We start from the raw sequence: 24,384 nt of genomic DNA on the forward strand, positions 1-24,384 counted from the left end.
GAAAGCTGGCGCAAGGCAATTTCGAAGGGAAAGACGTGTTTTATCGACTGCTGAAGGCTATTTTGGGCCCGATTTTGAAGATTGTCTATAAACCGTGGATTGAAGGGGCTCACAACATTCCGCAGGAGGGCCCTGCGATTCTTGCCTCTAATCACCTGGCAGTTATAGATTCTTTTTTCCTGCCGTTGATGATTGAACGTGAAGTAGTTTTTATGGGCAAAGCCGACTATTTCACCGGCACGGGCATAAAGGGCAAACTGGTCGCTAAGTTTATGCGCGCTGTAGGTACAATCCCGGTCGATAGAACCGGCGGTAAGAAGAGTCAGGCGGCTTTGCGCACCGGTCTGCGCCGGCTAGCGGAGGGCGGTTTATTCGGCATTTACCCCGAGGGGACACGTAGCCCTGACGGAAGGCTCTACAGGGGTAAAACTGGGGTGGCGCGAATGGCTTTAGAGTCTGGAGCGCCCGTAGTGCCCGTAGCTATGATCGGCACAAACGTCGCCCAACCTATTGGCACCGTTATTCCTCGTCCTCATAGGGTTGGCATCAAAGTGGGTGCTGCCCTCGACTTCTCGCGTTACCGAGGCCTAGAAAACGACCGCTTCGTCTTGCGTGCCATAACCGACGAGATCATGTACTCGTTGATGTCACTTTCTGAACAGGAATATGTCGACAAGTATGCTGCTGACGTGAAGCGTAAGCTTTCTGAGGAGGGCAAGTTTGCCGGTCCTGTCCCAGGTGAGAAGTAAAGGGTGGGAAACTGGGGCGGTGTGCGCTAGCCTACACAAAACCCGTACAATGGGCCCTGACATAGAAGATATTTTTCTTGGAAGGAATTGATGACTATGCGTCGCGTGGCCCTGTTAACTGCCGGTGGTTTCGCACCCTGTCTGTCTGCCTCTGTTGGGTACTTGATCGACAATTACACTAAGTCGGATCCGGACGTCGAGATTATCGCTTATCAGAATGGCTACCACGGTTTGCTAACGGGTAATTACATCGTGGTGGACGAGGCAGCCCGCAAGAATGCGCTGAACCTGACCGAGTTCGGGGGCTCGCCCATTGGCAATTCGCGCGTAAAGCTCACTAACAAGGAAGATCTGCTTAAGCGCGGTCTTATTCCAGAGGGCGTAGACCCCTTAGGATATGCGGCCGACAAGCTCAAAGAGGACCATGTAGACGTCTTGCACACTATCGGTGGCGACGATACGAATACCACTGCTGCGGATCTGGCCCAGTATTTGCACGAGCACAACTACGAACTAACGGTGGTGGGGCTCCCCAAAACCATCGACAACGACGTGTACCCCATTCGCCAGTCGCTGGGGGCGTGGACAGCAGCAGAGCAGGGGGCTACCTTCGCCGCCAACATAATTGGCGAACACAGGGTAAGCCCGCGCATGCTAATTGTCCACGAGGTAATGGGGCGGAACTGTGGTTACCTTACAGCCCAGACTGCGAAGGTGTACCGGGAACGGCTGAATGAGCGCAACTGGGTTCCTTCAATTGGCCTTTCTAAGGAACGCTGGGATATTCATGCGGTTTACATCCCTGAAGAGTCCATCGATATCGAGGCTGAATCTAAGCGTTTAAAGGCGATCATGGACGAGCTCGGCAATGTGAACATCTTCCTTTCAGAGGGAGCTGGCGTTGATGACATAGTCCGCGAAATGGAAGAGGCCGGCGAAGAGGTCCAAAAGGATGCTTTCGGTCACGTTAAGCTAGACACTATTAACCCCGGAAATTGGTTCGCTGGCCAGTTTGCAAAGCGCATTGGTGCCGAGAAGGTTATGGTGCAAAAGTCCGGGTATTTCGCGCGTTCTGCGGCTGCGAATAAGGAAGATTTGGAGCTCATCAAGTCTATGTGTGATCTGGCGGTAGAATCTGCACACGCAGGGAAGCCTGGCGTCATCGGTCAAGACGAAGATAATGGCGACAAGCTGTCGGTAATCGACTTTGCCCGCATCAAGGGGGGCAAGCCCTTTGATGTTGACACTGACTGGTTTGCCCAGATGCTCGAGCAGATCGGTCAACCACGCGGGAAGGCTCTCGCGAAATAATTAGCGAGTATTTGCTCACGCACGCCCGCTTTTCGGAATCCACCGCGAAGATGGGCGTGCGCCCTCTATTATATTTTGCATGCTTAGCGAAGATCCCAGACAGTCGTGGCGGAGGTTTCCTGCCCTCCAGCAGCCTACTTACCCCGATGAGCAGGCCCTGCGTACGGTGGTTGCCGATCTGGAGCAACGTCCTCCGCTTGTATTTGCCGGGGAAGTCGACAAGCTAAAATCTCAGATAGCCGAAGCCGGGCGCGGAGAGGCTTTCGTGCTAATGGGGGGCGATTGTGCCGAAACGTTCGCCGAATCTACTGCTGACCATGTGCGTCTAAAAATCCAAACCATCTTGCAGATGGCTATAGTCCTAACCTACGCAGGCGGTATCCCGGTAGTAAAAATTGGGCGAATGGCGGGCCAATACGCCAAGCCCCGCTCAAGTGACGTGGAAGTCCGCGACGGAATCACGCTGCCCTCTTACAGGGGCGACTCGGTAAATTCTCACGAATTTACTGAGTCGGCCCGGGTGCCGGATCCTACCAGGCTTTTGGGAGCGTACACGCGCTCGGGGACCACTTTCAATCTAATACGTGCTTTTACTCAGGGCGGTTACGCCGATCTTCGCGAGGTACACGCTTGGAACCGTGGCTTTACTTCAAACCCGGCGTACAAGAAGTTTGAGCAGCTAGCTGCTCAAATAGATCATGCGCTGCGCTTTATGAAAGCTTGCGGGGTGGATTTCGACGCTTTGCAATACGTTGACTTCTACAGCGCTCATGAGGCACTGTTGCTCGAATACGAGGCTGCCCTCACGCGGGTTGATTCGCGCACAAACGATCTGTACAACACCTCGGCGCACATGGTGTGGATTGGCGAGCGCACCCGGGATCCAAACGGAGCGCACGTGGAACTACTGAGCAAGGTGAAAAATCCAATTGGAATTAAGATCGGGGCTAATGCCCGCCCCGACGACATTTTCGCCCTCCTTGACAAGCTCAATCCCAATGGTGAGGAAGGGCGCATAAGCCTTATTACTCGTATGGGGGCAGCAAATATTAGAGAGCGCTTGCCGCATCTGGTTGAAGCTGTAAAGGCTGACGGCCGGCCGATTACCTGGCTGACTGACCCAATGCACGGCAATACGATTACCTCGGGGGGCTATAAGACCCGTCGCTTTGACACGATTTTGGACGAGGTGCGCGGATTCTTTGAAGTTCACCGTGAGGCCGGCACAGTTCCTGGAGGAATTCACGTTGAACTCACTGGCGACGATGTAACCGAGGTAATTGGAGGTTCAGAACCCATCTGCGAAGCCGATCTGGGCTCCCGATATGAAACGCTTGTAGATCCCCGCCTAAATCACCAGCAATCGCTCGAAATGGCGTTCCAAGTAGCTTCGTTGCTAAACGGATAGGGGCGGGTAAGCCATCGCTGCGTATGCGCTTAGCGGAGGTGACGGTTGCCCACACAAAAACCATTTTGGCGAGTGAAGGGGAACCCATACCTGCTTTTGCCCAGCTAAAAGAATAATCTGATCTGGGCTTCAATCCGCAGACAGAACCTGAGTATATGCGATTTCGAGGGCGTTACCGCTGTGGTTCCAGGTAGAGTATTTCGCCACGAACTGAAGAGGCAATCGCTAATTAGAGTAATTGGCAAAAGTAACTCTTTGAGCTCAAATTCCCGGATCTAAACATGTATCAAAATCACAGTAGAGCCCACTTTTGCCTTTTGACCAGCCTTTGGAGTTTGGTCATAAACGTGGTGTGGATCTATGCCTAGAAGCTTACTTTGCACATTCACCTTGAATCCTAGTTTTTCCAACTCAGCCTTAGCATCTTCCATTTTGCGTCCGCGTAGATTCGGCACCTCTTTCTCTTCTGGCCCGAGCGAAATTACATAGGAAATTGGGTCACGCCTGAATCCATCGGTCGGACCTTTCGGATCCTGCCGGATGATTTTGTCTTTTTCTACCTCGTTGGAGTATTCTTCCGTCACCGTAGCGCGTAGCCCTAGATCAGCTGCTATTTTATTGGCCTCGGAGGCAGTTTTCCCAGTGAGGTCGGGAATCTTTACCGGTTCGCGCCCCTTAGAGACCACCAGTGCGATCTTAGTGTGATGACGCAGAGACTGGGGGGCAGTAGGCGTAGTAGAAACTACCTTATTTTTTGGAATTGAATCCGAATACTCCTCACTTACCTTGCCTATCGATAGGGGAGCCTTCCTCAAAGTGGCAAGTGCCTGCTCTTTATCCATTCCCACTACATCAGGTAGTGAAACCATATGCACGCCCTTCGAAACTACCAGCCGAATCTTTGTGTGCAGTTTCACCTTTTTCTTGGCGGAGGGAGAAGATGAGACTACGATGCCCTTCGGGACCGTGTCCGAATACTCCAGCTTCTTGTCGAGGGTGAGCTCGGCATCCTGTACCAATTTTTCGGCAGTCTGGGCCTGTAGCCCCACCACGTCGGGTACTGTAACGTGCCTGCCTGGCCCGTATACGAAATACCAAACACCTCCAATTACCAGGGTGGCCACGATAATTGCTACGCCGATGAGCGCAGGCCAATTCTTGGTGGGGCGGGCCTTCTTAGGTGAGTCGATTGCCCCCAGAGGCAACGCGGAAGTTCCTGAGCCGTAGTCTAGCGCGGCGGTTGACGATGACTTAGCGATTTGCGCAGGTTCTACCTCTGCGGGCTCTTCCGCGGGGGCTACCTCTGCTCGCCGTTCAAGAGTCTTGGGATCCAGGGTGGCAAGTACTTCGCGCACGTAGCGTGCGGCAGAGGCCCCATCTTGAGGACGATCGTCGCCTTCACGTGCAGCCATAGCGCAGATTAGGTCGTCTACCTCGGAGGGAATCCATGGAAGCGAGGTGGACAGACGAGGTACATCCTCGTGGACGTGCGACCAGGCGACCGCTATAGGTGAAGAGGCTTCGTAGGGAGGATGGCCGGCAATCAGTTCATAAGCCATAATGCCGACCGAATAAATGTCGGAGCGGGCATCAGCTTCCCCAGAGGTTACGAGCTCAGGCGGGATATATGCCACTGTTCCCAAAACTGAGCCTGTAGTAGCCATCGTAGCGTCGGAGACGGCCCTAGCTAGACCAAAATCAGCAACTTTCACCCCACCTGCGGCAGGAAGCAGGACATTTTCAGGTTTTACGTCGCGGTGAATGAGACCAGATCTGTGGGCGGGGGCCAGTGCCTCTAGAACGGACGCGATTATGGAAAGACTTTCCCCAAGAGGTAGTGCGCCTTCTTTGCGTAGGCGTTCGCGGAGGTTTGTGCCGTTGACGAGCTCCATAACTAGATAGCCAGCCCCGTTTACAATTCCCTGATCGAAAACTGCCACTACGGAGGGATGATTTATTCGAGCGGTGGCTCGGGCTTCGCGGCGGAAACGTGCAACCAAATCTGCCGAACCTGAAAGGTGTGGGTGCATAACCTTCAGGGCGACGGGCCGGTCCAGCCGTTCATCCCGAGCTTTATATACGGTGGCCATTCCCCCCGAGGCGATTTTGCTTAGGACCAGGTAGCGCCCGTCAACGAGTTTTCCTAATAACGGATCGACAGTGGTTGTACTAGCCTCAGCACTGTCGGGTAAGGGTTTCGTGTCGGTGACCTTGGGTTTTTTAAATGGAAAGTGGACTGTGCGGGCCCCCTTGGCCTTCTTTTGCGGCATAGGTCTTTCCATGGTCGTATTCTATGGCTATAGCGCCTCTGGCTAGTTTACACACGCCAATGCCCTCAATGTAGGCTTAAGCGCATGAGCGAAAAATTACTTGTTCTTCCAGACGTTGCTGAGCGTCTTGCAATTCCGTATTCGAAGCTGCGTTCCGCAGTGCGCGAGGGAAAGATTGGATCCCTAAGGAACGCGCAGGGGATTTTGTGTATCCCTGAGGATTTTTTAGTGCACGCCGAGGGCGGGTATGCGTTGGTAGACGGTCTTGAAGGGACGATGACTGTGCTGCAGGACTCCGGAATGAGTGCTGCTGAGGCAACCTCGTGGCTGTTAGAAGGCGATGACACTTTTGAAGGCCGCCCGATTGACGCGCTCCGCCAGGGTAGGAAGAAGCAGGTCAACTCCTACGCCAGTGCTCTTGCATTTTAGGATTTTCTGTTTATCAACAAATCGCGAAAATCTTCTAATGCCTGCTTGTGCGCCTGGTCGATTTGCAGGTTGCGAAGATGGGCGTTGCCTCGCTCCAAGAGCTGGGTTATAAGTTCTTCGTGGTCTTCGTAGGCCCCGCACCTTTTTATGGTGGCCTGCATATGTTTAACCTGCTCACTTGTAAGGTCTGTGCCAAGGTGAGCTAGGAATTCACCGGCTGAATCCTGTAGGCGGCGAATGGTGAGGGCAACTAGAACAGTGCGTTTGCCCTCGCGCAAATCGCCCCCGGTAACTTTGCCAGTCAGGGAATCGTCCCCGAACGTGCCGAGTTGGTCGTCGCGCAGTTGGAAGGCACATCCCCACGGCTCGAGGATTTGTTCTAGAACTTGCCTCACTTGGGGCTGAACCCCTGCTAATTGCGCGCCGAAAACGACCGGAAGACAAACCGAGTATCGGGCCGCCTTATGCTTTATAACTTCGAGCGCGGTTTGCAGGGCTAGTTCAGGATCGTCCATGAGCGGTGCATCTTCTAAAGCGCAGTCCAAAAACTGTCCCATGGCCACTTCGGCAGTCATCTGCACGAAAGTATCTCGGGGCTGGTTTGTGGGGGCTAGGTCAGAGGCCTCATTTGCTAGTTCTTGTGAAAGCGAAAGTAGTAGATCCCCGGCTAAGAGAGCCGAATTTTTTCCGAATGCCTCGCGGTTGCCGCGGAAGTTGGAGGCGGCATGGAAGTACTCGTAAAAACGGTGTAGGGAAGCGGCTCCGCGGCGCTTATCTGCGTTGTCTACTATGTCATCGTGAGCTAAAGCGCTGCCCTGGTATATTTCAACTGCCGCCTGTCCTAGCAGTGAGGCTCGAGCAGGGGTGGTCGAATCGGCCACCAGCGAAAAGCCAAGTTCGACTCCGCGGGCTCTGAGTCTTTTTCCGCCCTTGGTGTAATGGCGAAGTCCGTCACGGAGGGCATCTAACAGTGCCGAGGACGGCCATTTGGCCCGCCAGGTGGCCAAATAGTGGTCCAAAAAGGCATCTAATTCTTGGCTGTTAAAAGTCACAATCCTCAGCCTATCGCACCCTCAGCTAGGGTTCTTGGAGGGACAAAGAGGTTTTCGTTGTTATAATTGTGCTTAGTACGCCGCATGGCGAGACGATAGACGATTTGATCCGCACAGCGGAAACTGGTTTACGAAAGGGCATTCGTGTCAACTTCGCGTTCTAAGAACACCGCTTCCAAGGCAGCAGCCAAAGTAAATGCTACCAGTAAAACTAGCGGAAACAAGGCCTCTTCGGCAAAAAGTTCCGGAGCAAAGAAGAAGACCGGGGATGTGGCTGAGGCTGCTGAGCTGACTCATTCGACTTCGAGTGGGCGTCGCTCACGTGGAACAGGTACCCATCCCAGGGGGAAAGCAGCTTTAAAGGGCCATCACAGGCGCGGACGTCGAAACGAGAAGTCTGGCTTCACAATTTCAGAAAAGGACGAGGCCGACGAGCCGGCACAGCAGGTAACCGTAGCCGGTGCCACCGCGGATCCGGTAAAGGACTACCTGAAACAGATCGGTAAGGTACCTCTGCTAAATGCGGAAGAAGAGGTGGATTTGGCCAGGCGCATCGAGGCCGGTCTTTACGCTGACTACAAGATGAAGCAAGATGCGCAGACCATGACTTCTAAGGAAATGCGTGACCTGCGGGCAATTAGCATTGATGGCCAGCACGCCAAGAATCACTTACTCGAAGCGAATTTGCGTCTAGTGGTGTCCTTAGCTAAGCGGTACACAGGTAGAGGAATGCTTTTCTTGGATCTGATTCAGGAGGGCAACCTTGGGCTAATTCGCGCGGTCGAGAAATTCGATTACGCGAAGGGCTACAAGTTCTCAACCTATGCAACCTGGTGGATTCGCCAAGCTATAACTAGGGCAATGGCCGACCAGGCTCGTACAATCCGCATTCCGGTACATATGGTCGAGGTCATCAATAAGCTAGCCAGAGTGCAGCGGCAGATGCTACAGGATCTGGGACGCGAACCCACTCCCGAGGAACTTGCCAAGGAGCTGGATATGACTCCCGAGAAAGTCGTCGAGGTGCAAAAGTACGGTCGCGAGCCAATCTCGTTGCACACTCCGCTTGGGGAAGACGGAGATTCTGAATTTGGCGACCTGATCGAAGATTCCGAGGCCGTGGTCCCCGCGGACGCGGTTTCCTTTACGCTTCTGCAGGAACAGTTGCACAGGGTACTGGATACGCTCTCAGAACGTGAGGCCGGGGTGGTGTCGATGCGGTTTGGCCTTGGCGACGGTCAGCCGAAGACCTTGGACGAGATCGGCAAAGTTTACGGAGTTACGCGCGAGCGCATTCGCCAGATCGAATCTAAAACTATGTCGAAGCTCCGCCATCCCTCCAGGTCTCAGGTTCTTCGCGACTACTTGGACTGAGCAGCATTTATAACAGTGCCGGGGCCCGTTGCACGGGCCCCGGCACTAAGTCTGTGTAGCCTAGTTAGGCTTTTAGTAGATGTTCTGGGTCGTCGAGTGAAACCGCCTGCTGGCGCAGCTTCGCCTCGAACTTGCGGGCATGGTGGCCGCAGAAAAGTAGCTGCCCTGAGATGAGGTTTGCGCGGACTAGGGCCGGGGCGCCACAGGCATCGCAACGATCAGCAGCCGTGAAAGTCTGTGTCTGTTCGGTTCTTTCGATAGTCGTTTCCATATCCCTATTGTGGACGTTAAAACGCTCTCTAGGCTATTCTAAGTGGCTATTTACGCCAGGGGCGCAATGGGTTAGGGGCCCGCTCGAGTCGCTACGGAAGTTGGAGTGAATTGCTAATAGAATGTCCAGGTGAGTGCCTCCCAGAAGAAGAAACAGGAATATAATGCCCAGCACCTCACGGTGCTGGAAGGCCTCGATGCGGTACGCAAGCGTCCCGGCATGTACATCGGTTCAACCGACAGGCGTGGGCTTATGCATTGCGTTTGGGAGATCGTGGACAATGCCGTCGACGAGGCCGTTGAAGGTTACTGCGACAAGATTGTGGTTACTTTACACCCAGATCATTCAGTCTCAGTCAGCGACAACGGTCGAGGTATCCCCGTCGACAATGTGCGGGGCACCGGTAAAAGCGGCGTCGAGGTGGTTTACACAAAACTGCATGCGGGCGGCAAATTTGATTCTGGGAACTACGCGGCTGCAGGCGGGCTGCACGGGGTCGGGGCCTCGGTAGTAAACGCCTTGTCTGCCAGATTGGATGTGCAGGTTGACAGGGGCGGTAAAACATATCAAATGTGTTTTAAACGAGGGCAGGCCGGAATCTTTGACGATTCTAGCGGGCGCACCCCAGAATCTCCTTTCACTCCTTTCGGGGAAAAATCTGAGCTGGCCGTGGTTGGGAAAACCAAAAAAACACTGAGTGGCACTCGAGTTAGGTTTTGGGATGATTTTCAAATCTTTCCGCCAACTGAATCATTCGATTGGGAATTGCTGCTTGCTAGAGCTCGACAAACCTGTTTTTTGGTGCCTACGGTCACGATCGAGTGTCGCGACGAGCGCGGAGCCGATCCTCTCGTAGAGACTTTCCATTTTTCTGGCGGTATTGCTGATTTTGTCGAATTTAATGCCAAAGATAACGCCGCCAGTGACACTTGGTCGATCGAGGGCGACTACCCCTACAAAGAAATGGTTCAGGAGATCAGTCCCGAAACCGGTCATCTTGCTCCCGTGGAACGCGAGCGCAACTGCCACGTTTCTGTAGCCTTACGTTGGGGGACAGGTTACGAAACTGACATCCGAGGTTTCGTAAATATTATTGCTACGCCCAAGGGCGGCACCCATATAACTGGTTTTGAGCAGGCTGTGGTGAAGGTGGTGCGCGCCCAGATCGAGAAATCTGCGCGCAAATTGAAGGTAGGTTCACGCGACGGCAAAATAGAAAAAGATGATGTCCTCGCCGGGCTTACTGCGGTGGTTACCGTCTCGCTGCCTGAACCCCAGTTTGAAGGGCAAACTAAGGAAATACTTGGCACCGTGCAGGCGCGCCAGGCCGTAAACAAGATAGTTACCGAGGGCCTGAAGAAACGTTTTACGTCAAGTAATCGCGAGGATAAGTCGCAGACCTTCACGATTCTCGAGAAGGTAGTAGGCGAGATGCGAGCACGCGTTTCTGCCCGCGTCTCAAAAGAGATTTCTCGCCGCAAGAATGCGTTGGAGACCTCCTCGCTGCCCGCGAAGTTAGCGGATTGCCGCACTAACGAAGTCTCTCGCTCGGAGCTGTTTATTGTAGAGGGCGATTCCGCCCTAGGAACGGCAAAGGTAGCTAGAAATAGCGAATTTCAGGCATTATTTCCCATCCGTGGAAAGATCTTAAATGTTCAAAAATCGTCTACCTCCGACATGCTGTCGAATGCCGAGTGCTCGGCAATTATCCAGGTTGTAGGAGCCGGATCCGGGCGTAGCTTTGACATCGACGCCGCTCGCTATTCAAAAATCGTGATGATGACCGACGCGGACGTGGATGGAGCGCACATCAGGACCTTGTTGCTAACGCTTTTCTTCCGTTACATGCGTCCGCTAATCGAGCAGGGGCGGGTCTATGCTGCGGTACCTCCGCTTCACCGCATTGAGGTAGCCGCCAAGGGACGAAAGCCACGGGAGTACATCTACACCTACTCGGAGGCTGAATTGCATCAAAAATTAGCCGAATTGAAAAAGGCAGGCAGGACATATAAGGAGCCAATCCAACGCTATAAAGGGCTTGGCGAGATGGATGCTGACCAGCTTGCCGAAACCACTATGGAACCGCAACATCGCACGTTGCGTAGGGTTACATTGGAGGACGAGGCGGCCTTGCAAAAGGCCGAGGAAGTATTCGAACTACTCATGGGGTCTACAGTCCCTCCCAGGCGTGATTTCATCGTGGCAGGGTCGCACGAATTCGACCGCGAGCGCATTGATGCCTAGCTGAGACCAGTTACCGTGAAAGACTAAAGACCTATTACAATGAGAAACGTGTCCGAACCATTAGTTAACCGTGTGCATCCGCCGTTTCGGGCTGCCTTGCCTGGCCCACACCTGGGATTGACGTGGCGTTTTTCTTCTGCAAGCGACCTGCCGGCGCTCTCCAGGTTCGTTTACTATTGCGAAAATCACGATAGGGTTGTGCGGCCTACCCCTTCATCCCGCCTGGAACGGTTAGTTGAGCCAGATCAATTCCAGGATGCAATAGTCGGGCAAGATGCTCGTGGAGACATTGCTGCCTTCGCAGCCGTAACGCTAATTAACCAGGATCAGCTGCCTGCGCGGGCAGAGCTGTTTGCAGTTACCTCGCCGACGTGGCGGGGGCGTGGAATTGGCAGGGCCCTGCTCGCATGGCAGGATGCTCGCGCGCGCCAGTTGCTCGTCCAGGTATTTGGTGACCTATCTGAGGTGCCTGCCTCGATCCTGAACGTAGTAGATGTGAAATTACAAGATCGCAGGCGAATGTATATCGCCGGCGGCTTTTCTGCCAAGTCGACTCTACTTTGTCTGTCCCGCTCTTTAGCTGACGTCCCCTGTGACTTTGCCCGGTCTCAAGGTAGGGTTGTGCCCGCCTCAGATATAGACCGGGGCGAATTGATGGATTTTGTGATCTCTGAACGCACCTCCCTGGGAGCTACTGCAGACCAGGTACGTGGGTGGGCCGAGGACGTTCTTGAGCGTATGGATCCGGATCTTTCTTTGGCGCTCTTGCAAGCTGAAAAGTTGAAGGCAGTGGTTTTAGTAACTCGCGAAGAGGGGCTTCGCTTAGGGCAAGAAGATGCCGACGTACAGTGTCAGGTTACAGCCGCTCGCAAGCCGCATCGTGGCGATGCGCTTGCGCAGCTGCTATCTGTTATCTGTCAAAAGGCTGCCTGCCAGGGCGGCAGGCGCATAGCTCTCGAATTGGACGAAGCCTCAAAATGGGCGTTAGACCCGATTTTGCAGGAGTTGGAATTCGAAAAAGTCGGTGCCCGCAAGGTCTATTCAATAGAGTTGTGACATGAATGTGCAGTGGAGGAAGCTATCTCGCGCAGACTCGGCGCTCGTAGCAGAGCTGACCGAGCGGATACAGCGTGTAGACAATCCCCCTTACCGCACATCTAGAGCCGAAATAGAAGCGGATTTTTCTGCTGACCAGCGTTGGCGCTCTTTTGGTGCCTTTGTGCAAGGAAAACTCATTGCGTACGGACATGCGCTGTTTAGGCCTTCCGATCCTGCCCGAGTTATCTGCATCGGGGGAGTAGATCCCCACTTCCGTCGCCAGAAACTCGGGGGGCACATAGTCGACTTGCAGGTTCAGGCCGCACAAGAATTGCTAGGTGCTAGCCAGGGTGAGGTCATAATGCACGTAGATGAGGGCATGGCCGAATTGGTAGAAGTGCTGCGTTCTAGAGGATTTTCCTGGACAAAAACTTACTATGAGTTGAGGGCCCCGCTGCATTCACTTGGCGCTGTTCCCGCCGATCCGTTTATTACGATCGTTCCGTGGAGCGTGGATCTAGACGACGAGCTGCGCTTAGCGATAAATGCGATAACTGAACAGACCTGGGGATCTACGCCCCTTAGCGCACAGGAGTGGGCTCAGGGGCGACCGCATTTTTCCGCCCAAAACTCGTTTATTGCTCTGGACAAGTCCACTGATCGCACCCAGATAGCCGGTCTAGCCATGTGTTCACTCTATCGGCAAGACTGGCAGGCTCTAGGGGTGCGCGAATGCTACATAGATATCTTTGCTGTGGGGGAACCCTGGAGGGAAACTCACGTGGGCAGAAGGCTGCTTGCTGCAGTAATGGAAAAAGGAGCTGCCGACGGTTTGGAGGCAATCGGAGCCGGGATAAGCTCTCTGAACGATTCAGGGGCACTGGACCTTTACCATTCACTCGGATTTAGAACCGTCGCCCGGACTCGCTCGTATTCGATGCAACTACCCAATTGAGTGAATCTGCCCGGCAACTGGGGTGCCGGAGGCATCGCGTTTCGGATTGGGATCCGGAAGATCAATGCTGACCCCGCCAGAGTCAACTGCCCGCGGGGAAGGCGCGATACCGGCCACCTCTAGGCGATCCTCTCCCTTTAAGAACCGTTGCGCACGTACACCCTGCCCGCCGCGTCCCTTTCGGGGGAACTCTGCTAGAGCGGTAACCTTCACTGACGTCTGTCCCGTGCCCTCCAGAGCGCTAGAGTCGCAAGCGACGGTAACTACTTCGTCGGCCTCATTGGCGGTGAAACCGCCTGCCAAAACATGTGCCCCGTCTGGCAGGGACATACCCGCTACGCCGTGTCCTGCGGGGCCTTGCGGACGAATTTTTCCGGCGGGCGTGCGCAGCAAAGAACCTGCTGAAGAAATTAGTACGGCGTCGGCCTCGTCAGGGGCGGTGCAGAGGCAAACTACCGCATCGCCTTGGGCAAGCCCCATATAGGTCCACTCATCTTTGCTCACTGGATAGTCAGGGCGAATGCGTTTCACCATGCCCTCTCGAGATATAGCGCCCATCACTGGCGAGCCCGGATCCAAGCTGGCAAAGCCAATTACGCGTTCGCCCTGATCTAGAGACACCAGCGCACTTGCCTTAGCGCCCCCCTCAAGGGACGGGGCATTCTCGGTTCTTGGCAAAGCGGGAACGTCTAGTACGTCGAAGCGCAACATCCGCCCCGCCGAGGTCGCAAGTCCCACCTGCGCTCGAGCGGTAGTTGCTAGCGAAGCTGCGACGGCGTCGTGGGGGCTGCGCCCGCCGGTTCGCGGGATTTTCTCGGCGCCTCCGAAACGCGCCACCCTGCCGGTAGTAGATAACACTAGCTGACAGGGGTCGTCGGCGACCTCTAAATCTAACTTCCCCCTTGCCGAAGCAGTGGGAACTAACGATCCAGCATCCTCTAAAAGAAGCGTGCGTCTGGGAGTGGAGAGGCGCTCAGAGACTTCCGCTAACTCTTTGGACACCAGGTCCTTGCGCACCTGCTCATCCTCGATTATCTGTAGCAGTTGCCCGATAGTACGCGTCAGTTCGTCGCGTTCAGACTCAAGCTCGAGGCGCGAGAACTTGGTAAGACGCCGCAACCGGAGAGCCAGGATGTGATCGGCCTGAGCTTCGTCGAGGTCAAATGCCGTTTTCAGACGCTCGCGCGCTGTAGCCACGTCCTCGGAAGAACGAATGATGGCAATCACATCGTCTATATCCAGAACTGCCACTAGTAGGCCCTCCACCAGGTGCAGTCGCTCCTGGGCCTTTTTCAGGCGAAAATTAGAGCGCCGCAAAACCACGTCCATGCGGTGGTCCAAAAAGACCTGCAGCATCTTCTTTAGTCCCAGCCTCTGCGGCTGACCGTTTACCAAAGCAACCGCATTAATACCAAAGGAGTCTTCCATAGGGGTGTGGCGGAAAAGCTGGGACAATACGGCTTCGGGTTTGAACCCGTTCTTCACTTCGATTACCAGTCGGAGACCGTGATTGCGATCGGTAAGATCCGAGACATTAGAAAGACCTTTGAGGCGCCCGCGTTTGACTCCCTCCTTAATTTTTTCAATGACTCTTTCAGGACCAACCATGTACGGTAGCTCAGTTACAACTATTCCGTGCTTGCGAGCGCTTACACGTTCTATAGAAGTCTTGGCACGAGTCTTGAATACCCCGCGGCCAGTTTCGTAGGCCTCCTTTATCCCATCGAGCCCTACAATTATGCCCCCGCAAGGTAGGTCGGGGCCGGGAATAAAGCGCATCAAATCTTCGGTAGTGGCATCGGGATTGGCAAGTAGATACCGAGCTCCGGCGGTTACTTCGCCTAGGTTGTGCGGAGCAATATTGGTGGCCATGCCGACCGCAATACCGGATGCGCCATTCACCAAGAGGTTGGGAAATCCAGCCGGCAGCACAGTTGGTTGCATAAGAGTGGAGTCGTAGTTCGGCTCCATCTGGACCGTGTCCTCGTCAATGTTGGCTACCATGTCCAAGGAGCCTTCAGCCATCCGCACCTCGGTATAACGCGAGGCCGCGGGTCCGTCGTCGAGCGAACCAAAGTTTCCGTGTCCGTCTGCTAAGGGCAAACGCATAGTGAAATCCTGCGCCAAACGTACGATCGCGTCGTAGATTGCAGAATCTCCATGGGGATGAAGTTTGCCCATTACCTCGCCTACGACGCGTGAAGACTTAACGTGTCCTTTAGAAGGCAGTAGGCCCATATTCGACATGGTGTACAGGATTCGCCTCTGCACTGGTTTTAGACCGTCGCGTGCATCCGGCAAAGCACGGGTGTAAATGACCGAGTAGGCATATTCCAGAAATGACGTCTGCATTTCTTCAGAGACGTCGATATCTACTACGGTGTCGGTGTTTGCGTGCTCGGACGAGGTCATGGGCTTATTATCGGAAATATCTGTAAATTGGGCCCGCTCACACGCCGGAAAGGACTGCGAAATGACCATTTCCACTTCGGTACAAGGTGCCGCCTGGACTGGAATGCCTCCCCGAAGGCGCATCTACCAGATTTTTCCGGCTCTGATGGAGTCCTTGCAAGCTAGTGACAATTGGCTGCTCCCAGGATGCCAACAGGTGTTGGTTTTCCTTGTCGACGGGCTGGGGAAGCTCCAGCTTGACCGTTACCGTGCTCATGCGCGCAGATTAGCTTCGCTCGAGCAGATAGAAGGGGTGCAAACTTGTGTCCCTTCCACTACGGCCGCGGCTATAACGTCTTTTGCAACAGGACTCTTACCTGGGCAAACGCGAATGGTCGGCTACGAAGTTGCGGGGCGCAATTGGCGTGAAAACCTCATAACTTTTGCCAACGGCACTAGGGCCGAGAAGTGGCAGGACCAGCCAACTTGTTTCGAGGTACTTGCCGAACGGGAAAAACGAGCCGCCTTCGTAGGGAAGCCTAAATTCGACAATTCTGGCCTTACTCGCGCCGCCTTGCGAGGTAGCCAGTTCATAGGTGCCCGCTCGCTTTCTGAAACTGCTGCCGAGGCTTTAAAAGCTCTCGAGGATGGTTTTGATTTTGTTTACATGTACTGGTCTGAGCTAGACCATGCGGGCCACAGCCACGGGGTGGGTTCAGAACAGTGGATCGGCCAGCTTGAGGAAGTTGACGGGGCAATATCCCAGCTGCGAGACGGATTGCCACAAGGGGCAGCGCTGGTAGTTACGGCAGACCACGGCATGGTCAACACTGATGAAGAACACGTGTTTGAAGTCGGGGCAGATTCACTCGAGGGCGTTTACGCGGTCGGGGGTGAACCGCGCGCGTTGCACCTTCACTGCGAAAATGCTGCCGAAGTCGCGAGGCGGTGGCAGCGGATGGTAGGTGAGCGAGCACTCGTTACCTTAGCTAAGGATTCCCCGCTCGGAGCTGTCCGCGACCAGGCGGCAGGGCAGGTCCAGGTTTGGATGCGCGGGCGCTGGGTTTGTTATGTCGAGGGCGTGCACTCTGCAGGAGCAAGGTCGTTGGTGGGAGTGCACGGTTCGCTCACGGAGGCAGAGATGTCTATCCCGCTACTGCGAACGTACTAGCGAGTTAGGACTTCGCCCCGAAGACTATTTCGTCCCACGACGGCATGGATTTGCGCCCCTTCTTCTTGGCGGGCTTCGGTTCGGGCTTTTCTATAGGCTCGATGTGCTCCATTCCTGGCAGCGCATCGGTATCTTCGTCCTCGGTCCCCGTAGCGACTTCAACCCTGTGTCCACGTCTGGCGTTGAGCTCGTCGAGCAGCGCTTCGGTGCCGGCAGCCTCCCGGGGGCTTTCTTCTTCAGGTTCGGGCGCGGGGTGCAAAGGGATTGCTCCGCGTTCGGGGCCGGCGGGGGTTGTGGTTTCGGTAAGCCAGGTAGCTTCCTGGTCTATTGCCTCTACGGAATGGGCATTCGCGTCGAGTTTCCACGTTGCAATATGTTCGGTGGCGTCTTGTACAAAGGTGACGTGTACGTGCCAGTCTTCGCCTGGGCTGCGTGTTGCATCCCATTTGGTGAGTTCGGGATCGACGCCCCGAGCCGCGAGTCGGTTAACCACCAATTCGCCCAAGGTGGGGGCAGTGGCGTCCCTGGAAATTCGGGCGTTGCGCCCCTGCTCTGCAGCAAAGTCGCGTTCGGCAACAATTGGGCTTTCGAAGCGTTGTAAGGATTCAAGGTCCATGTCATGACTGGAAGCAATCTCGGCTGCGGTGGCTCCAGCTCGCATTAGGGTTTGAATTTCCTTTGGGCGAATTTTCTTGTCGGGCGAAATACCTGCGCCGGCGTTTGCGTCTGCTAGAGGGCGGCGCACAGCTATACGCAAGTCGTCGGTGATCGGTAAGGCGTATCGGGCGCCGTCACTGTCGGTTAGAATAACGGCCGTTCCGTCGGGAGTAGCGCCCAAAACTTCCAAATCAACCATTGCCAAATCCGTCCTACTATGTGAGTCCAACCTATGGTCCGACAACCATGATGTTGCCACAGTTTAGAGGCATTTTTTCCTTAGGGGCCGGCGAGTCTGAAGCCGTATCAAAAAAATGGAGTAGATTAGCTCAACAATAGGTGCTAATATCCCGGCGCACCCATTAAATTGACGGCGGACCGAAAGGACCCTTCATGGCAACTGACTACGACAGCCCTCGCAAGCGCGATGACGAGAATAACGAGGACTCCATTGAGGAGTTGAAAGCGCGCCGCGCTGATGCTGCCGGTTCTTCTGAGGTTGAACAAGACGAGAATGAAGCTGCGGAGTCGTTCGAGCTTCCTGGTGCAGATCTTTCTGGCGAGGAACTCTCGGTGCGTGTTGTGCCGCGCCAGGACGACGAGTTTACCTGCTCGATTTGCTTTTTGGTTCACCACACTTCGCAGCTAGCATATGAAGAGGACGGACAGCCCGTCTGTACTGATTGTGCAGATTAACGCGAAGAGAGAAGTAAATGGGCCTTTTTTCTAGAAGGAAAAAGAAACAGGGACTTGCTGAGGAGCCGGTTGCCGACAAGGCGGCGGAGGCCGAGGCACTATCTGCCGAAGTCGAGCGGCCACACGTGGGCCCGTTTGATATTTCGCAGGTCGATGATTCTGTTCAGCTAATAGATTTTGGGCCCATCAAGTTACCCTACGTGCAGGGTATGCAAATTAACCCCTTGCCTCACGAAAACCAACTTATTGGCTTGCGCGTAATCTTGGGGACCGCAGCCTTTGAGCTGGGGGCGTTTGCGGCACCCCGATCGGGTGGGGCCTGGGCCGCTTCGGCGCCGGCTATGCTTGAAGGTTTTACCCAGATGGGCTGGCATGCCGAAAAAGTCTCGTTGGCTGAGGGGGACGCCGTCCTAGCGCGCCCGCCCAAAGGCGAGGAGCAACTGCCTTCTCTTACTGTGGGTGTTGAAGGTCCTCGCTGGTTATTACGCGTTTGTTACCTGGGCTCGGCGGCGTTAGAAGAATCTGCCCGGCGTTCTTTAGATCCTGTGCTCACTGGAATTGTGATCGACCGGGGTAGTGAGCCCAAGGCACCTGGCGACCGCCTGCTTCTAACCCTGCCTCCCGAATTAGCGGAGCAGATTGCCGAGCAGAACGAGCAGGCATAGTGTCTCGTCTAATACGTCTGGTTCGCACGGCTCTGGCCTCTCTTTGGCTTTCTCGTGGTGACATAGGTGCGGCTGACGAAAAAGCTTTTTCTGAACGAGTCGGAACCCAACCAATAAGTCAGGTTAGCGAGCGCAAGGAAATAAAGATTGCAGGCGTAATAACGTCTGTAACCTACCCTGCGCGTACCGGCCTGGCTGATTTGAGCGCCACCCTCTCTGACGGCAGTGCCACCATTGAATTGGTCTGGATGGGCAGGCACGATATTCCTGGCATAGTTCCCGGGGCACGTTTGCTGCTCAGCGGAACTGCCAGCCTGCACCGGGATCATCTGCGCGTGGTGAACCCTGACTATTCGCTATTGGCCCACATGCTATGAGCGCTAAGATTCCCGGCCTTACCCCCGGTGGTTCTTTTTCGATTCTGCAGGCCATGGGCGGTGTTAGGGGAGCGGTAGAGTCTATAGCCCCCGGCCTAGTGTTTGTTATCGTCTATGTGATCACCTTCTCGCTAAAGCCGCCGCTTCTAGCAGCGGGTATTTGCGCTGGTCTCGCACTAGTTTCGCGCCTAATTCAACGCCAGTCGGTCAAACAGGCCCTGGTGGGTGTGGCCGGTGTAGCCATCGGACTGATCTGGGCCCTTCTAACAGGTAATCCGAAGGACTTTTTCGCCTTTGGCCTGTGGCTCAACTTCATTTATGGAGCTATCTTTTTAGGGTCGATTCTAGTTAGGCGGCCGCTCTTTACGATTGCTACATGCCTTTACCGCGGTCAGTCCATCTCGGCCGCTTCCGGGCAACTGCGCAAAGCTGGGCTAGCAGCTACTTGGCTCTGGGTGGGGCTTTTTGTATTGCGCCTAGGTGCTGAAGCTCCACTTTACTTAGCAAATAGGGTGGCAGCCCTGGGAAGCGTGCGCCTCGCCCTCGGACTGCCACCCTACGTGGCAATTGCTTACGTCAGCTGGCGTCTTCTGGCTCCTCATCTGCAACGGGAGAGGCAACCAGAGCGCTAACCTCGGCCAACACGTCCGGGCCCTGCCTGTCGCCGAAGAGTAGGAGCAGTTCGTCCCCGGCTTCCACAGTGTCGTCGTCAGTCGGATTGAAGGGACGTTCGTCGCGCAAGATAGCAGCTAAGACCACATCGGGGGGGAGTGCTATGCTGCCGCAACGCTTACCGTGAATTGGAGCGTCCTTTGGGATAGTGACTGAATACATTGAAGTGGTGGATTCGTGGAACCAAAATATTCTTACTAGTGATCCTACGGCCACAGCCTCTTCTACCAGCGCCGTCATCATCCGCGGGGTAGAAACAGACACATCTACGCCCCACGTTTTGTCAAACATCCACTCGTTTTTGGGGTTATTCACCCTAGCGATCGTGCGGGGCACCCCGAATTCCGATTTTGCAAGCAACGAGATGACCAGGTTTGCCTTGTCGTCTCCGGTCGCTGCAACCATGAAGTCGCATTCGTCAGCCTTAGCCTGTGCTAGGGCGTCAGGGGAGCAGGCATCTGCCAAAATCCAGTCAGCTTCAGCCACAGAGGCCACTCGCATCTTGTCTGAGGATTTATCCATCAGAGTGATCTGGTGTCCGTGCGAAAGAAGTTCAGCTGCGATAGAACGTCCGACTGATCCGGCACCAGCAATAACTATCCGCATCTACTTCTCCTCGCTCTGGCCGTTCGCCAACTGGTGCGAAACATTGGCGAGCTCACTGTGGGGCACCGCTAGAAATAACTCGTCATTTTCCTGAACCACGTACTCCGGACGCGCCAGGATTGGCTTTCCAAGCCTCGATAGGTAGGCAACTCTAACGCCGAGGGCGTCCTCGAGTTCCGAGAATGGACGGGTTAGCCACATCTTGGCCGGGCGCGCCCTCAAGAGCTCGATGCCATTAGTTTGATCGGCAAAGATAACCTCGGAATTGTCGGGCAGCATGCGCCGCAACATTGCACGCGTGGTCCACTTTACAGGCCCCACGGTAGCAATCCCTAGGCGCTGATATAGCTCGGCGCGGCGAGGATCGTAAATCCTTGCAACTACTCGTTTTACTCCAAAGGTCTCGCGAGCTACCCGAGCTGAAAGAATATTGGAGTTGTCGCCGTTAGAAACAGCCGCAAAGGCATAGGCATCTTCGATACCGGCTTGCCGCAAGGTGTCGCGATCAAAACCGACCCCCTTTACCTTCTGCCCCGAAAAGTCCTTTTTTAGGCGGCGAAATGCCGCGGGATTTTGGTCTACTACGGCAACGGAGTGACCTTGCCGGTCCAACTCAATCGCCATGGCCGCCCCAACACGGCCGGATCCCATGATCACAAAATGCACGGCTCTAACCTACCGCGGCGCAGAAAAAAACGAAAGCAAGGCGCTGCGTTGTTTCGCTTCGGCGGCAAAGAGGGTAGATTATCGGCGTGACTGAATACTTAGACGGGATCAAGCGCGTTCTACTTGGCAGGCCAATGCGTTCAGATGCGCTTGGCAACACACTTTTGCCAAAACGGATCGCTTTACCCGTATTTGCCTCTGACGCGCTGTCGTCCGTAGCTTACGCCCCCGACGAGATTCTGCTTACGCTTTCGTTCGCAGGTTTAGCTGTAACTGCACTGTCTCCGTGGGTGGGGCTCGCTGTGGTGGTACTACTAGTTGTAGTTGTAGCAAGCTACAGGCAGACAGTGAAGGCTTACCCATCAGGAGGCGGCGACTACGAAGTAGCCACTAAGAATTTGGGAGGCACTGCGGGTCTAGTGGTGGCTTCAGCATTGTTAGTCGACTATGTGCTGACCGTTGCGGTGTCGATTTCGTCTGGGGCGCAGTACCTTTCTGCTACCTTCCCAGCACTCATTGGAAAAGAAGCTCTCATAGGGGCATCAATCATTGCCATATTGGCGTTGCTGAACCTGCGCGGTATGAGGGAATCAGGGAAGGCTTTCGCTATTCCCACCTACCTTTATTTGATAGCTGTTGGGGCAATGATACTTACCGGCTTCTACCAGTGGGCGACCGGTTCGCTAGGGCAGGCTCCCACTGCTGCCTACGACGTTGCCGCCAAGGGGCAGTACTCCGCGGGTCTTGTAGGTGTGGCCGGATTCATATTGATCTTGCGAGCTTTTTCCTCTGGATGTGCAGCACTCACCGGGGTGGAGGCAATTGCTAACGGAGTGCCGGCGTTTCGCAAGCCGAAATCAAAAAATGCCGCCACGACGCTAGCCTTGCTTGGTACTATCTCGGCAGTAATGCTTATGTCCATCCTGTTTCTAGCCGGGAGGACAGGAGTCCGCTCTGTCGAGAATCCAGCTACGGACTTGCTTTTACACGGCAAACCAGTTGGGGGAGCAATTACTGTTGATCCCGTAATCGGACAGCTCGCAGCAACTATTTTTGCCAACGCAAAACCCATGTTCTACCTAGTGACCATTGTTACTGGGCTGATTCTAGTTCTTGCCGCGAACACGGCTTTTAACGGTTTCCCGCAACTGGCTCAAGTTCTCGCCCGCGATTCCTTTTTGCCGCACCAGCTTTATAACCGAGGGGATCGTCTCTCTTATTCAAACGGCATCTTGGTATTGGCAATCGGAGCAATAGTTTTGGTCTTGTCGTTCGACGCGCAGGTGACTAGGTTGATCCAGCTCTACATCGTCGGAGTCTTTATTGCCTTCACCACCTCTCAGCTAGGTATGGTCGTGCACTGGACCCGTTCGTTAGGGGTATCTACGGACGCCAACGAGCGGCGAGCAATGAAACGTTCGCGCGTGGTAAACGTGATTGGATTTCTAATCTCTGGATCCGTGCTGATTATTGTGATGGCTACAAAATTCATCCACGGAGCCTGGATGGCTCTGCTGCTCATGGCGCTGGTATTCGTTGTCATGATGGGAATCCGCAAGCATTACCGCAGTGCCAAAAAGGAGCTTGAAGTACCCGACTTCCAAAGGGCACTAGCGCTGCCCTCGCGCGTGCACGCGATCGTTTTAGTCTCGAGCTTGCACCAGCCTGCAATGCGAGCAATTTCCTATGCCCGTGCAACTTCGCCTTCTACTCTCGAACTAGTGACTGTAGACATAGATGCCGACGGCACTCGTGACCTCAAGCAACAGTGGCGGCAGTCGGGCGTGCCGGTACCGCTAACCGTCTTAGACTCGCCTTTCCGCGACATCACTGGTCCGGTTGTAAAATACGTACGAAATCTTCGCAAATCCAGCCCGCGCGATTTGGTTGTGGTCTATATTCCCGAATATTTAGTGGCACATTGGTGGGAGGCCGCACTGCACAACCACTCTGCCACTAGGCTGCGCGTTAGACTTCAATTCGTACCCGGCGTGGTTATGGCAACCGTGCCCTGGCAATTAACCGGGGCCTACGACCACGTTGCCAAGCCCGGAGCAAACGCCAAGATCAAACCTCCAGAACAACCGAAGAAAGAATTCTGATGGGCGAAATCGTCGAACTAAATATTGAAAGCCCAGCTCACGGCGGGGAGTGTATCGGGAGGCTGGGCGGCAAGGTTGTGTTGGTCTCGGGCGCTATCCCCGGAGAGACGGTGAAGGCAGAAATATACAAGTCGAAAAAAACCTTGGCGTGGGCTAAAACTATTGAGGTTCTGCACCCGGCCGGCGAACGCATCGCTCATATTTGGCCTCTAGCTGAAAAAGAAGGTATTGGAGGGGTTGAACTTGGCCACGTTTCGCTACGGGGTGGCCTAGATTGGAAGCGTGCGGTTATCTTGGATCAGACCAGGCGCATAGGCGGAGGTGAGACTGCTGAGGCTCTCGCCGGCCTCGGCTTAGAGGTCAAGAGTGGTGCAGAAACTGGTTTGCACCAGCGTATTCGTGTCGAGTTTGAAGTAAATGAACAGGGGCTTGCCTCGATGTATAGGGCAGGTAGCCACGAGCTGGTCCCTATCGACTCCATGCCACTTGCGTGCGAGCAGATAAATTCTTTGGGGCTGTTTGGAACTAACACGTGGCAATTTACTCCGGGCGACCGTGTTCGAGTGGTAGCTTCCGGTAGTGGGGAAACAAAAGTTGTTGTAGCTGGCAAGGCCTTCGATTCCGATCGCCAGCCTGCCTCAAAAACAGTTCACTATCCCCTGACCGGCTATATTTTCCCTAATTCACCACAGCAAATAACCCTTGCTGCGAAGGCAACAGATTTTTGGCAGACCCATAAGAATGCGCCAAATATCTTGTTTGGCGAAGTGATGGCGGCTCTTGGCGACGACATTGGCAATACAGTTGAGCTGTTTGCGGGCTCGGGGTTATTTAGCGTGGGATTAGCTACCCGCGCCTCCAGGCTCGAGACATTCGAGGGGGGAACCTCGGCAACAAATTCGGCAAAGAAAAATCTAACCGCCTTAGGCCTAAACGCTAGGGTCCACCAAGGCCGCATCGGTCCCAAGACCCTAGAGGGAAAAAGATTAGATACGGTGGTGCTGGACCCGCCTCGCTCGGGAGCCGGAAGAAAGCTGGTTGAGTCGATAGCGGCCACTGGCGCCAATAAAGTGCTACATATAGCTTGCGATATTGCCGCTTTAGCGCGCGACGCCAGCTATTACCTAGCTCAGGGCTATAAGTGGCGCAGAATTAGGGCTTTCGACCTCTTCCCATACACCTCTCACGTAGAGCAGGTGGCCCTTTTCGAGCGGTGAGTAATTCCCTTCGACTTGCTGGCCGAGGGCGTTAAATATATCTTGATATCAAGATATCAGCGC

At 54.6% G+C, this 24,384-nt stretch carries 22 protein-coding genes; 15 read left to right on the forward strand and 7 right to left on the reverse strand.

Going from position 1 to position 24,384, the window contains the following annotated elements:
• Positions 1-35: 35 nt before the first annotated feature.
• The 3 genes from G437_RS0105810 to G437_RS0105820 all read left to right on the forward strand — a co-directional run bounded on the left by G437_RS0105810 (position 36) and on the right by G437_RS0105820 (position 3,468).
• Positions 36-749: a lysophospholipid acyltransferase family protein gene (locus tag G437_RS0105810; RefSeq protein ID WP_024331634.1), complete on the forward strand. Its 714-nt coding sequence runs from the start codon at positions 36-38 to the stop codon at positions 747-749.
• Positions 750-839: 90 nt separating this feature from the next.
• Complete coding sequence (locus G437_RS0105815; protein ID WP_024331635.1) at positions 840-2,060, forward strand: pyrophosphate--fructose-6-phosphate 1-phosphotransferase; 1,221 nt, start codon at positions 840-842, stop codon at positions 2,058-2,060.
• Between the two features lie 79 nt (positions 2,061-2,139).
• Positions 2,140-3,468 carry a class II 3-deoxy-7-phosphoheptulonate synthase gene (locus G437_RS0105820; protein ID WP_029769355.1) on the forward strand — a complete coding sequence of 443 codons (1,329 nt, stop codon included), beginning with the start codon at positions 2,140-2,142 and terminating at the stop codon, positions 3,466-3,468.
• 275 nt (positions 3,469-3,743) lie between these two features.
• On the opposite strand, the gene pknB is transcribed toward G437_RS0105820, so the two are convergent.
• Positions 3,744-5,750, reverse strand: coding sequence for a Stk1 family PASTA domain-containing Ser/Thr kinase (gene pknB / locus G437_RS0105825; protein WP_081638918.1), 2,007 nt, complete (start codon positions 5,748-5,750; stop codon positions 3,744-3,746).
• A 72-nt stretch (positions 5,751-5,822) separates the two neighbouring features.
• Here pknB and G437_RS0105830 point away from each other — a divergent pair, with 72 nt between their 5' ends.
• Positions 5,823-6,167, forward strand: a complete 345-nt coding sequence (locus G437_RS0105830) for an Rv2175c family DNA-binding protein (RefSeq protein ID WP_024331638.1) — start codon at positions 5,823-5,825, stop codon at positions 6,165-6,167.
• Here G437_RS0105830 and G437_RS0105835 read toward each other — a convergent pair.
• Positions 6,164-7,219: a polyprenyl synthetase family protein gene (locus G437_RS0105835; RefSeq protein WP_024331639.1), complete on the reverse strand. Its 1,056-nt coding sequence runs from the start codon at positions 7,217-7,219 to the stop codon at positions 6,164-6,166. The genes G437_RS0105830 and G437_RS0105835 overlap by 4 nt on opposite strands.
• Positions 7,220-7,363: 144 nt before the next feature.
• Between G437_RS0105835 and G437_RS0105840 the strand changes: the two genes are divergently transcribed.
• Positions 7,364-8,593 (forward strand): RNA polymerase sigma factor, encoded by a 1,230-nt coding sequence (locus G437_RS0105840; RefSeq protein ID WP_024331640.1) that lies wholly within the window; start codon positions 7,364-7,366, stop codon positions 8,591-8,593.
• Between the two features lie 64 nt (positions 8,594-8,657).
• On the opposite strand, the gene G437_RS0105845 is transcribed toward G437_RS0105840, so the two are convergent.
• Positions 8,658-8,864, reverse strand: coding sequence for a DUF7455 domain-containing protein (locus G437_RS0105845; RefSeq protein ID WP_024331641.1), 207 nt, complete (start codon positions 8,862-8,864; stop codon positions 8,658-8,660).
• A 129-nt stretch (positions 8,865-8,993) separates the two neighbouring features.
• Between G437_RS0105845 and G437_RS0105850 the strand changes: the two genes are divergently transcribed.
• The 3 genes from G437_RS0105850 to G437_RS0105860 are packed head-to-tail and all read left to right on the forward strand — an operon-like array spanning position 8,994 to position 13,101.
• A complete protein-coding gene (locus G437_RS0105850; protein ID WP_024331642.1) occupies positions 8,994-11,108 on the forward strand; it encodes a DNA gyrase/topoisomerase IV subunit B in 2,115 nt (704 codons plus the stop codon).
• Positions 11,109-11,156: 48 nt separating this feature from the next.
• On the forward strand, positions 11,157-12,164 hold the full coding sequence (locus G437_RS10930; protein ID WP_101590572.1) for a GNAT family N-acetyltransferase: 1,008 nt from the start codon (positions 11,157-11,159) through the stop codon (positions 12,162-12,164).
• Between the two features lies 1 nt (position 12,165).
• Positions 12,166-13,101 carry a GNAT family N-acetyltransferase gene (locus G437_RS0105860; protein ID WP_024331644.1) on the forward strand — a complete coding sequence of 312 codons (936 nt, stop codon included), beginning with the start codon at positions 12,166-12,168 and terminating at the stop codon, positions 13,099-13,101.
• Here G437_RS0105860 and G437_RS0105865 read toward each other — a convergent pair.
• Positions 13,090-15,513, reverse strand: coding sequence for a DNA gyrase/topoisomerase IV subunit A (locus G437_RS0105865; RefSeq protein WP_024331645.1), 2,424 nt, complete (start codon positions 15,511-15,513; stop codon positions 13,090-13,092). The genes G437_RS0105860 and G437_RS0105865 overlap by 12 nt on opposite strands.
• A gap of 61 nt (positions 15,514-15,574) precedes the next feature.
• Between G437_RS0105865 and G437_RS0105870 the strand changes: the two genes are divergently transcribed.
• On the forward strand, positions 15,575-16,663 hold the full coding sequence (locus G437_RS0105870; protein ID WP_024331646.1) for an alkaline phosphatase family protein: 1,089 nt from the start codon (positions 15,575-15,577) through the stop codon (positions 16,661-16,663).
• A 4-nt stretch (positions 16,664-16,667) separates the two neighbouring features.
• Here G437_RS0105870 and sepH read toward each other — a convergent pair whose 3' ends face one another.
• A complete protein-coding gene (gene sepH, locus G437_RS0105875) occupies positions 16,668-17,519 on the reverse strand; it encodes a septation protein SepH (RefSeq protein ID WP_024331647.1) in 852 nt (283 codons plus the stop codon).
• 194 nt (positions 17,520-17,713) lie between these two features.
• On the opposite strand from sepH, the gene G437_RS0105880 reads away from it, so the two are divergent.
• Genes G437_RS0105880 through G437_RS0105895 form a run of 4 tightly spaced genes read left to right on the forward strand, consistent with a single transcriptional unit; the run spans position 17,714 to position 19,690 of the window.
• On the forward strand, positions 17,714-18,016 hold the full coding sequence (locus tag G437_RS0105880; RefSeq protein ID WP_024331648.1) for a DUF4193 domain-containing protein: 303 nt from the start codon (positions 17,714-17,716) through the stop codon (positions 18,014-18,016).
• A gap of 17 nt (positions 18,017-18,033) precedes the next feature.
• Positions 18,034-18,681 (forward strand): DUF3710 domain-containing protein, encoded by a 648-nt coding sequence (locus G437_RS0105885; RefSeq protein ID WP_024331649.1) that lies wholly within the window; start codon positions 18,034-18,036, stop codon positions 18,679-18,681.
• The gene (locus G437_RS10565) at positions 18,681-19,058 is read left to right on the forward strand and encodes an OB-fold nucleic acid binding domain-containing protein (protein ID WP_024331650.1); all 378 of its coding nucleotides are present in this window, start codon (positions 18,681-18,683) and stop codon (positions 19,056-19,058) included. Before G437_RS0105885 ends, G437_RS10565 begins: the two co-directional genes overlap by 1 nt.
• On the forward strand, positions 19,055-19,690 hold the full coding sequence (locus G437_RS0105895; protein WP_024331651.1) for a DUF3159 domain-containing protein: 636 nt from the start codon (positions 19,055-19,057) through the stop codon (positions 19,688-19,690). Before G437_RS10565 ends, G437_RS0105895 begins: the two co-directional genes overlap by 4 nt.
• Here G437_RS0105895 and G437_RS0105900 read toward each other — a convergent pair.
• Both G437_RS0105900 and G437_RS0105905 read right to left on the reverse strand, forming a co-directional pair.
• A complete protein-coding gene (locus G437_RS0105900) occupies positions 19,635-20,336 on the reverse strand; it encodes a potassium channel family protein (protein WP_024331652.1) in 702 nt (233 codons plus the stop codon). The two genes, G437_RS0105895 and G437_RS0105900, sit on opposite strands and share 56 nt — an antisense overlap.
• Entirely contained in the window at positions 20,337-21,002 is a 666-nt protein-coding gene (locus G437_RS0105905) for a potassium channel family protein (protein ID WP_024331653.1), read from the reverse strand.
• An 86-nt stretch (positions 21,003-21,088) separates the two neighbouring features.
• On the opposite strand from G437_RS0105905, the gene G437_RS0105910 reads away from it, so the two are divergent.
• Together G437_RS0105910 and G437_RS0105915 are read left to right on the forward strand one after the other, a co-directional pair.
• Entirely contained in the window at positions 21,089-23,104 is a 2,016-nt protein-coding gene (locus G437_RS0105910; RefSeq protein WP_081638921.1) for an APC family permease, read from the forward strand.
• Positions 23,104-24,321, forward strand: coding sequence for a class I SAM-dependent RNA methyltransferase (locus G437_RS0105915; protein ID WP_029769367.1), 1,218 nt, complete (start codon positions 23,104-23,106; stop codon positions 24,319-24,321). Before G437_RS0105910 ends, G437_RS0105915 begins: the two co-directional genes overlap by 1 nt.
• Positions 24,322-24,384 lie beyond the last annotated feature (63 nt).

This window comes from Winkia neuii subsp. neuii DSM 8576 (assembly GCF_000420405.1).
Classification (GTDB): domain Bacteria; phylum Actinomycetota; class Actinomycetes; order Actinomycetales; family Actinomycetaceae; genus Winkia; species Winkia neuii.

What these genes read in the sequence shown, in the direction of transcription:
- G437_RS0105815 (WP_024331635.1), top strand. Translation starts at nt 840, where the DNA reads ATGACTATGCGTCGCGTGGCCCTGTTAACTGCCGGTGGTTTCGCACCC.
- G437_RS0105820 (WP_029769355.1), top strand. Translation starts at nt 2,140, where the DNA reads ATGCTTAGCGAAGATCCCAGACAGTCGTGGCGGAGGTTTCCTGCCCTC.
- pknB (WP_081638918.1), bottom strand. Translation starts at nt 5,750, where the DNA reads ATGGAAAGACCTATGCCGCAAAAGAAGGCCAAGGGGGCCCGCACAGTC.
- G437_RS0105830 (WP_024331638.1), top strand. Translation starts at nt 5,823, where the DNA reads ATGAGCGAAAAATTACTTGTTCTTCCAGACGTTGCTGAGCGTCTTGCA.
- G437_RS0105845 (WP_024331641.1), bottom strand. Translation starts at nt 8,864, where the DNA reads ATGGAAACGACTATCGAAAGAACCGAACAGACACAGACTTTCACGGCT.
- G437_RS0105860 (WP_024331644.1), top strand. Translation starts at nt 12,166, where the DNA reads ATGAATGTGCAGTGGAGGAAGCTATCTCGCGCAGACTCGGCGCTCGTA.
- G437_RS0105865 (WP_024331645.1), bottom strand. Translation starts at nt 15,513, where the DNA reads ATGACCTCGTCCGAGCACGCAAACACCGACACCGTAGTAGATATCGAC.
- G437_RS0105870 (WP_024331646.1), top strand. Translation starts at nt 15,575, where the DNA reads ATGACCATTTCCACTTCGGTACAAGGTGCCGCCTGGACTGGAATGCCT.
- sepH (WP_024331647.1), bottom strand. Translation starts at nt 17,519, where the DNA reads ATGGTTGATTTGGAAGTTTTGGGCGCTACTCCCGACGGAACGGCCGTT.
- G437_RS0105880 (WP_024331648.1), top strand. Translation starts at nt 17,714, where the DNA reads ATGGCAACTGACTACGACAGCCCTCGCAAGCGCGATGACGAGAATAAC.
- G437_RS0105885 (WP_024331649.1), top strand. Translation starts at nt 18,034, where the DNA reads ATGGGCCTTTTTTCTAGAAGGAAAAAGAAACAGGGACTTGCTGAGGAG.
- G437_RS0105895 (WP_024331651.1), top strand. Translation starts at nt 19,055, where the DNA reads ATGAGCGCTAAGATTCCCGGCCTTACCCCCGGTGGTTCTTTTTCGATT.
- G437_RS0105900 (WP_024331652.1), bottom strand. Translation starts at nt 20,336, where the DNA reads ATGCGGATAGTTATTGCTGGTGCCGGATCAGTCGGACGTTCTATCGCA.
- G437_RS0105915 (WP_029769367.1), top strand. Translation starts at nt 23,104, where the DNA reads ATGGGCGAAATCGTCGAACTAAATATTGAAAGCCCAGCTCACGGCGGG.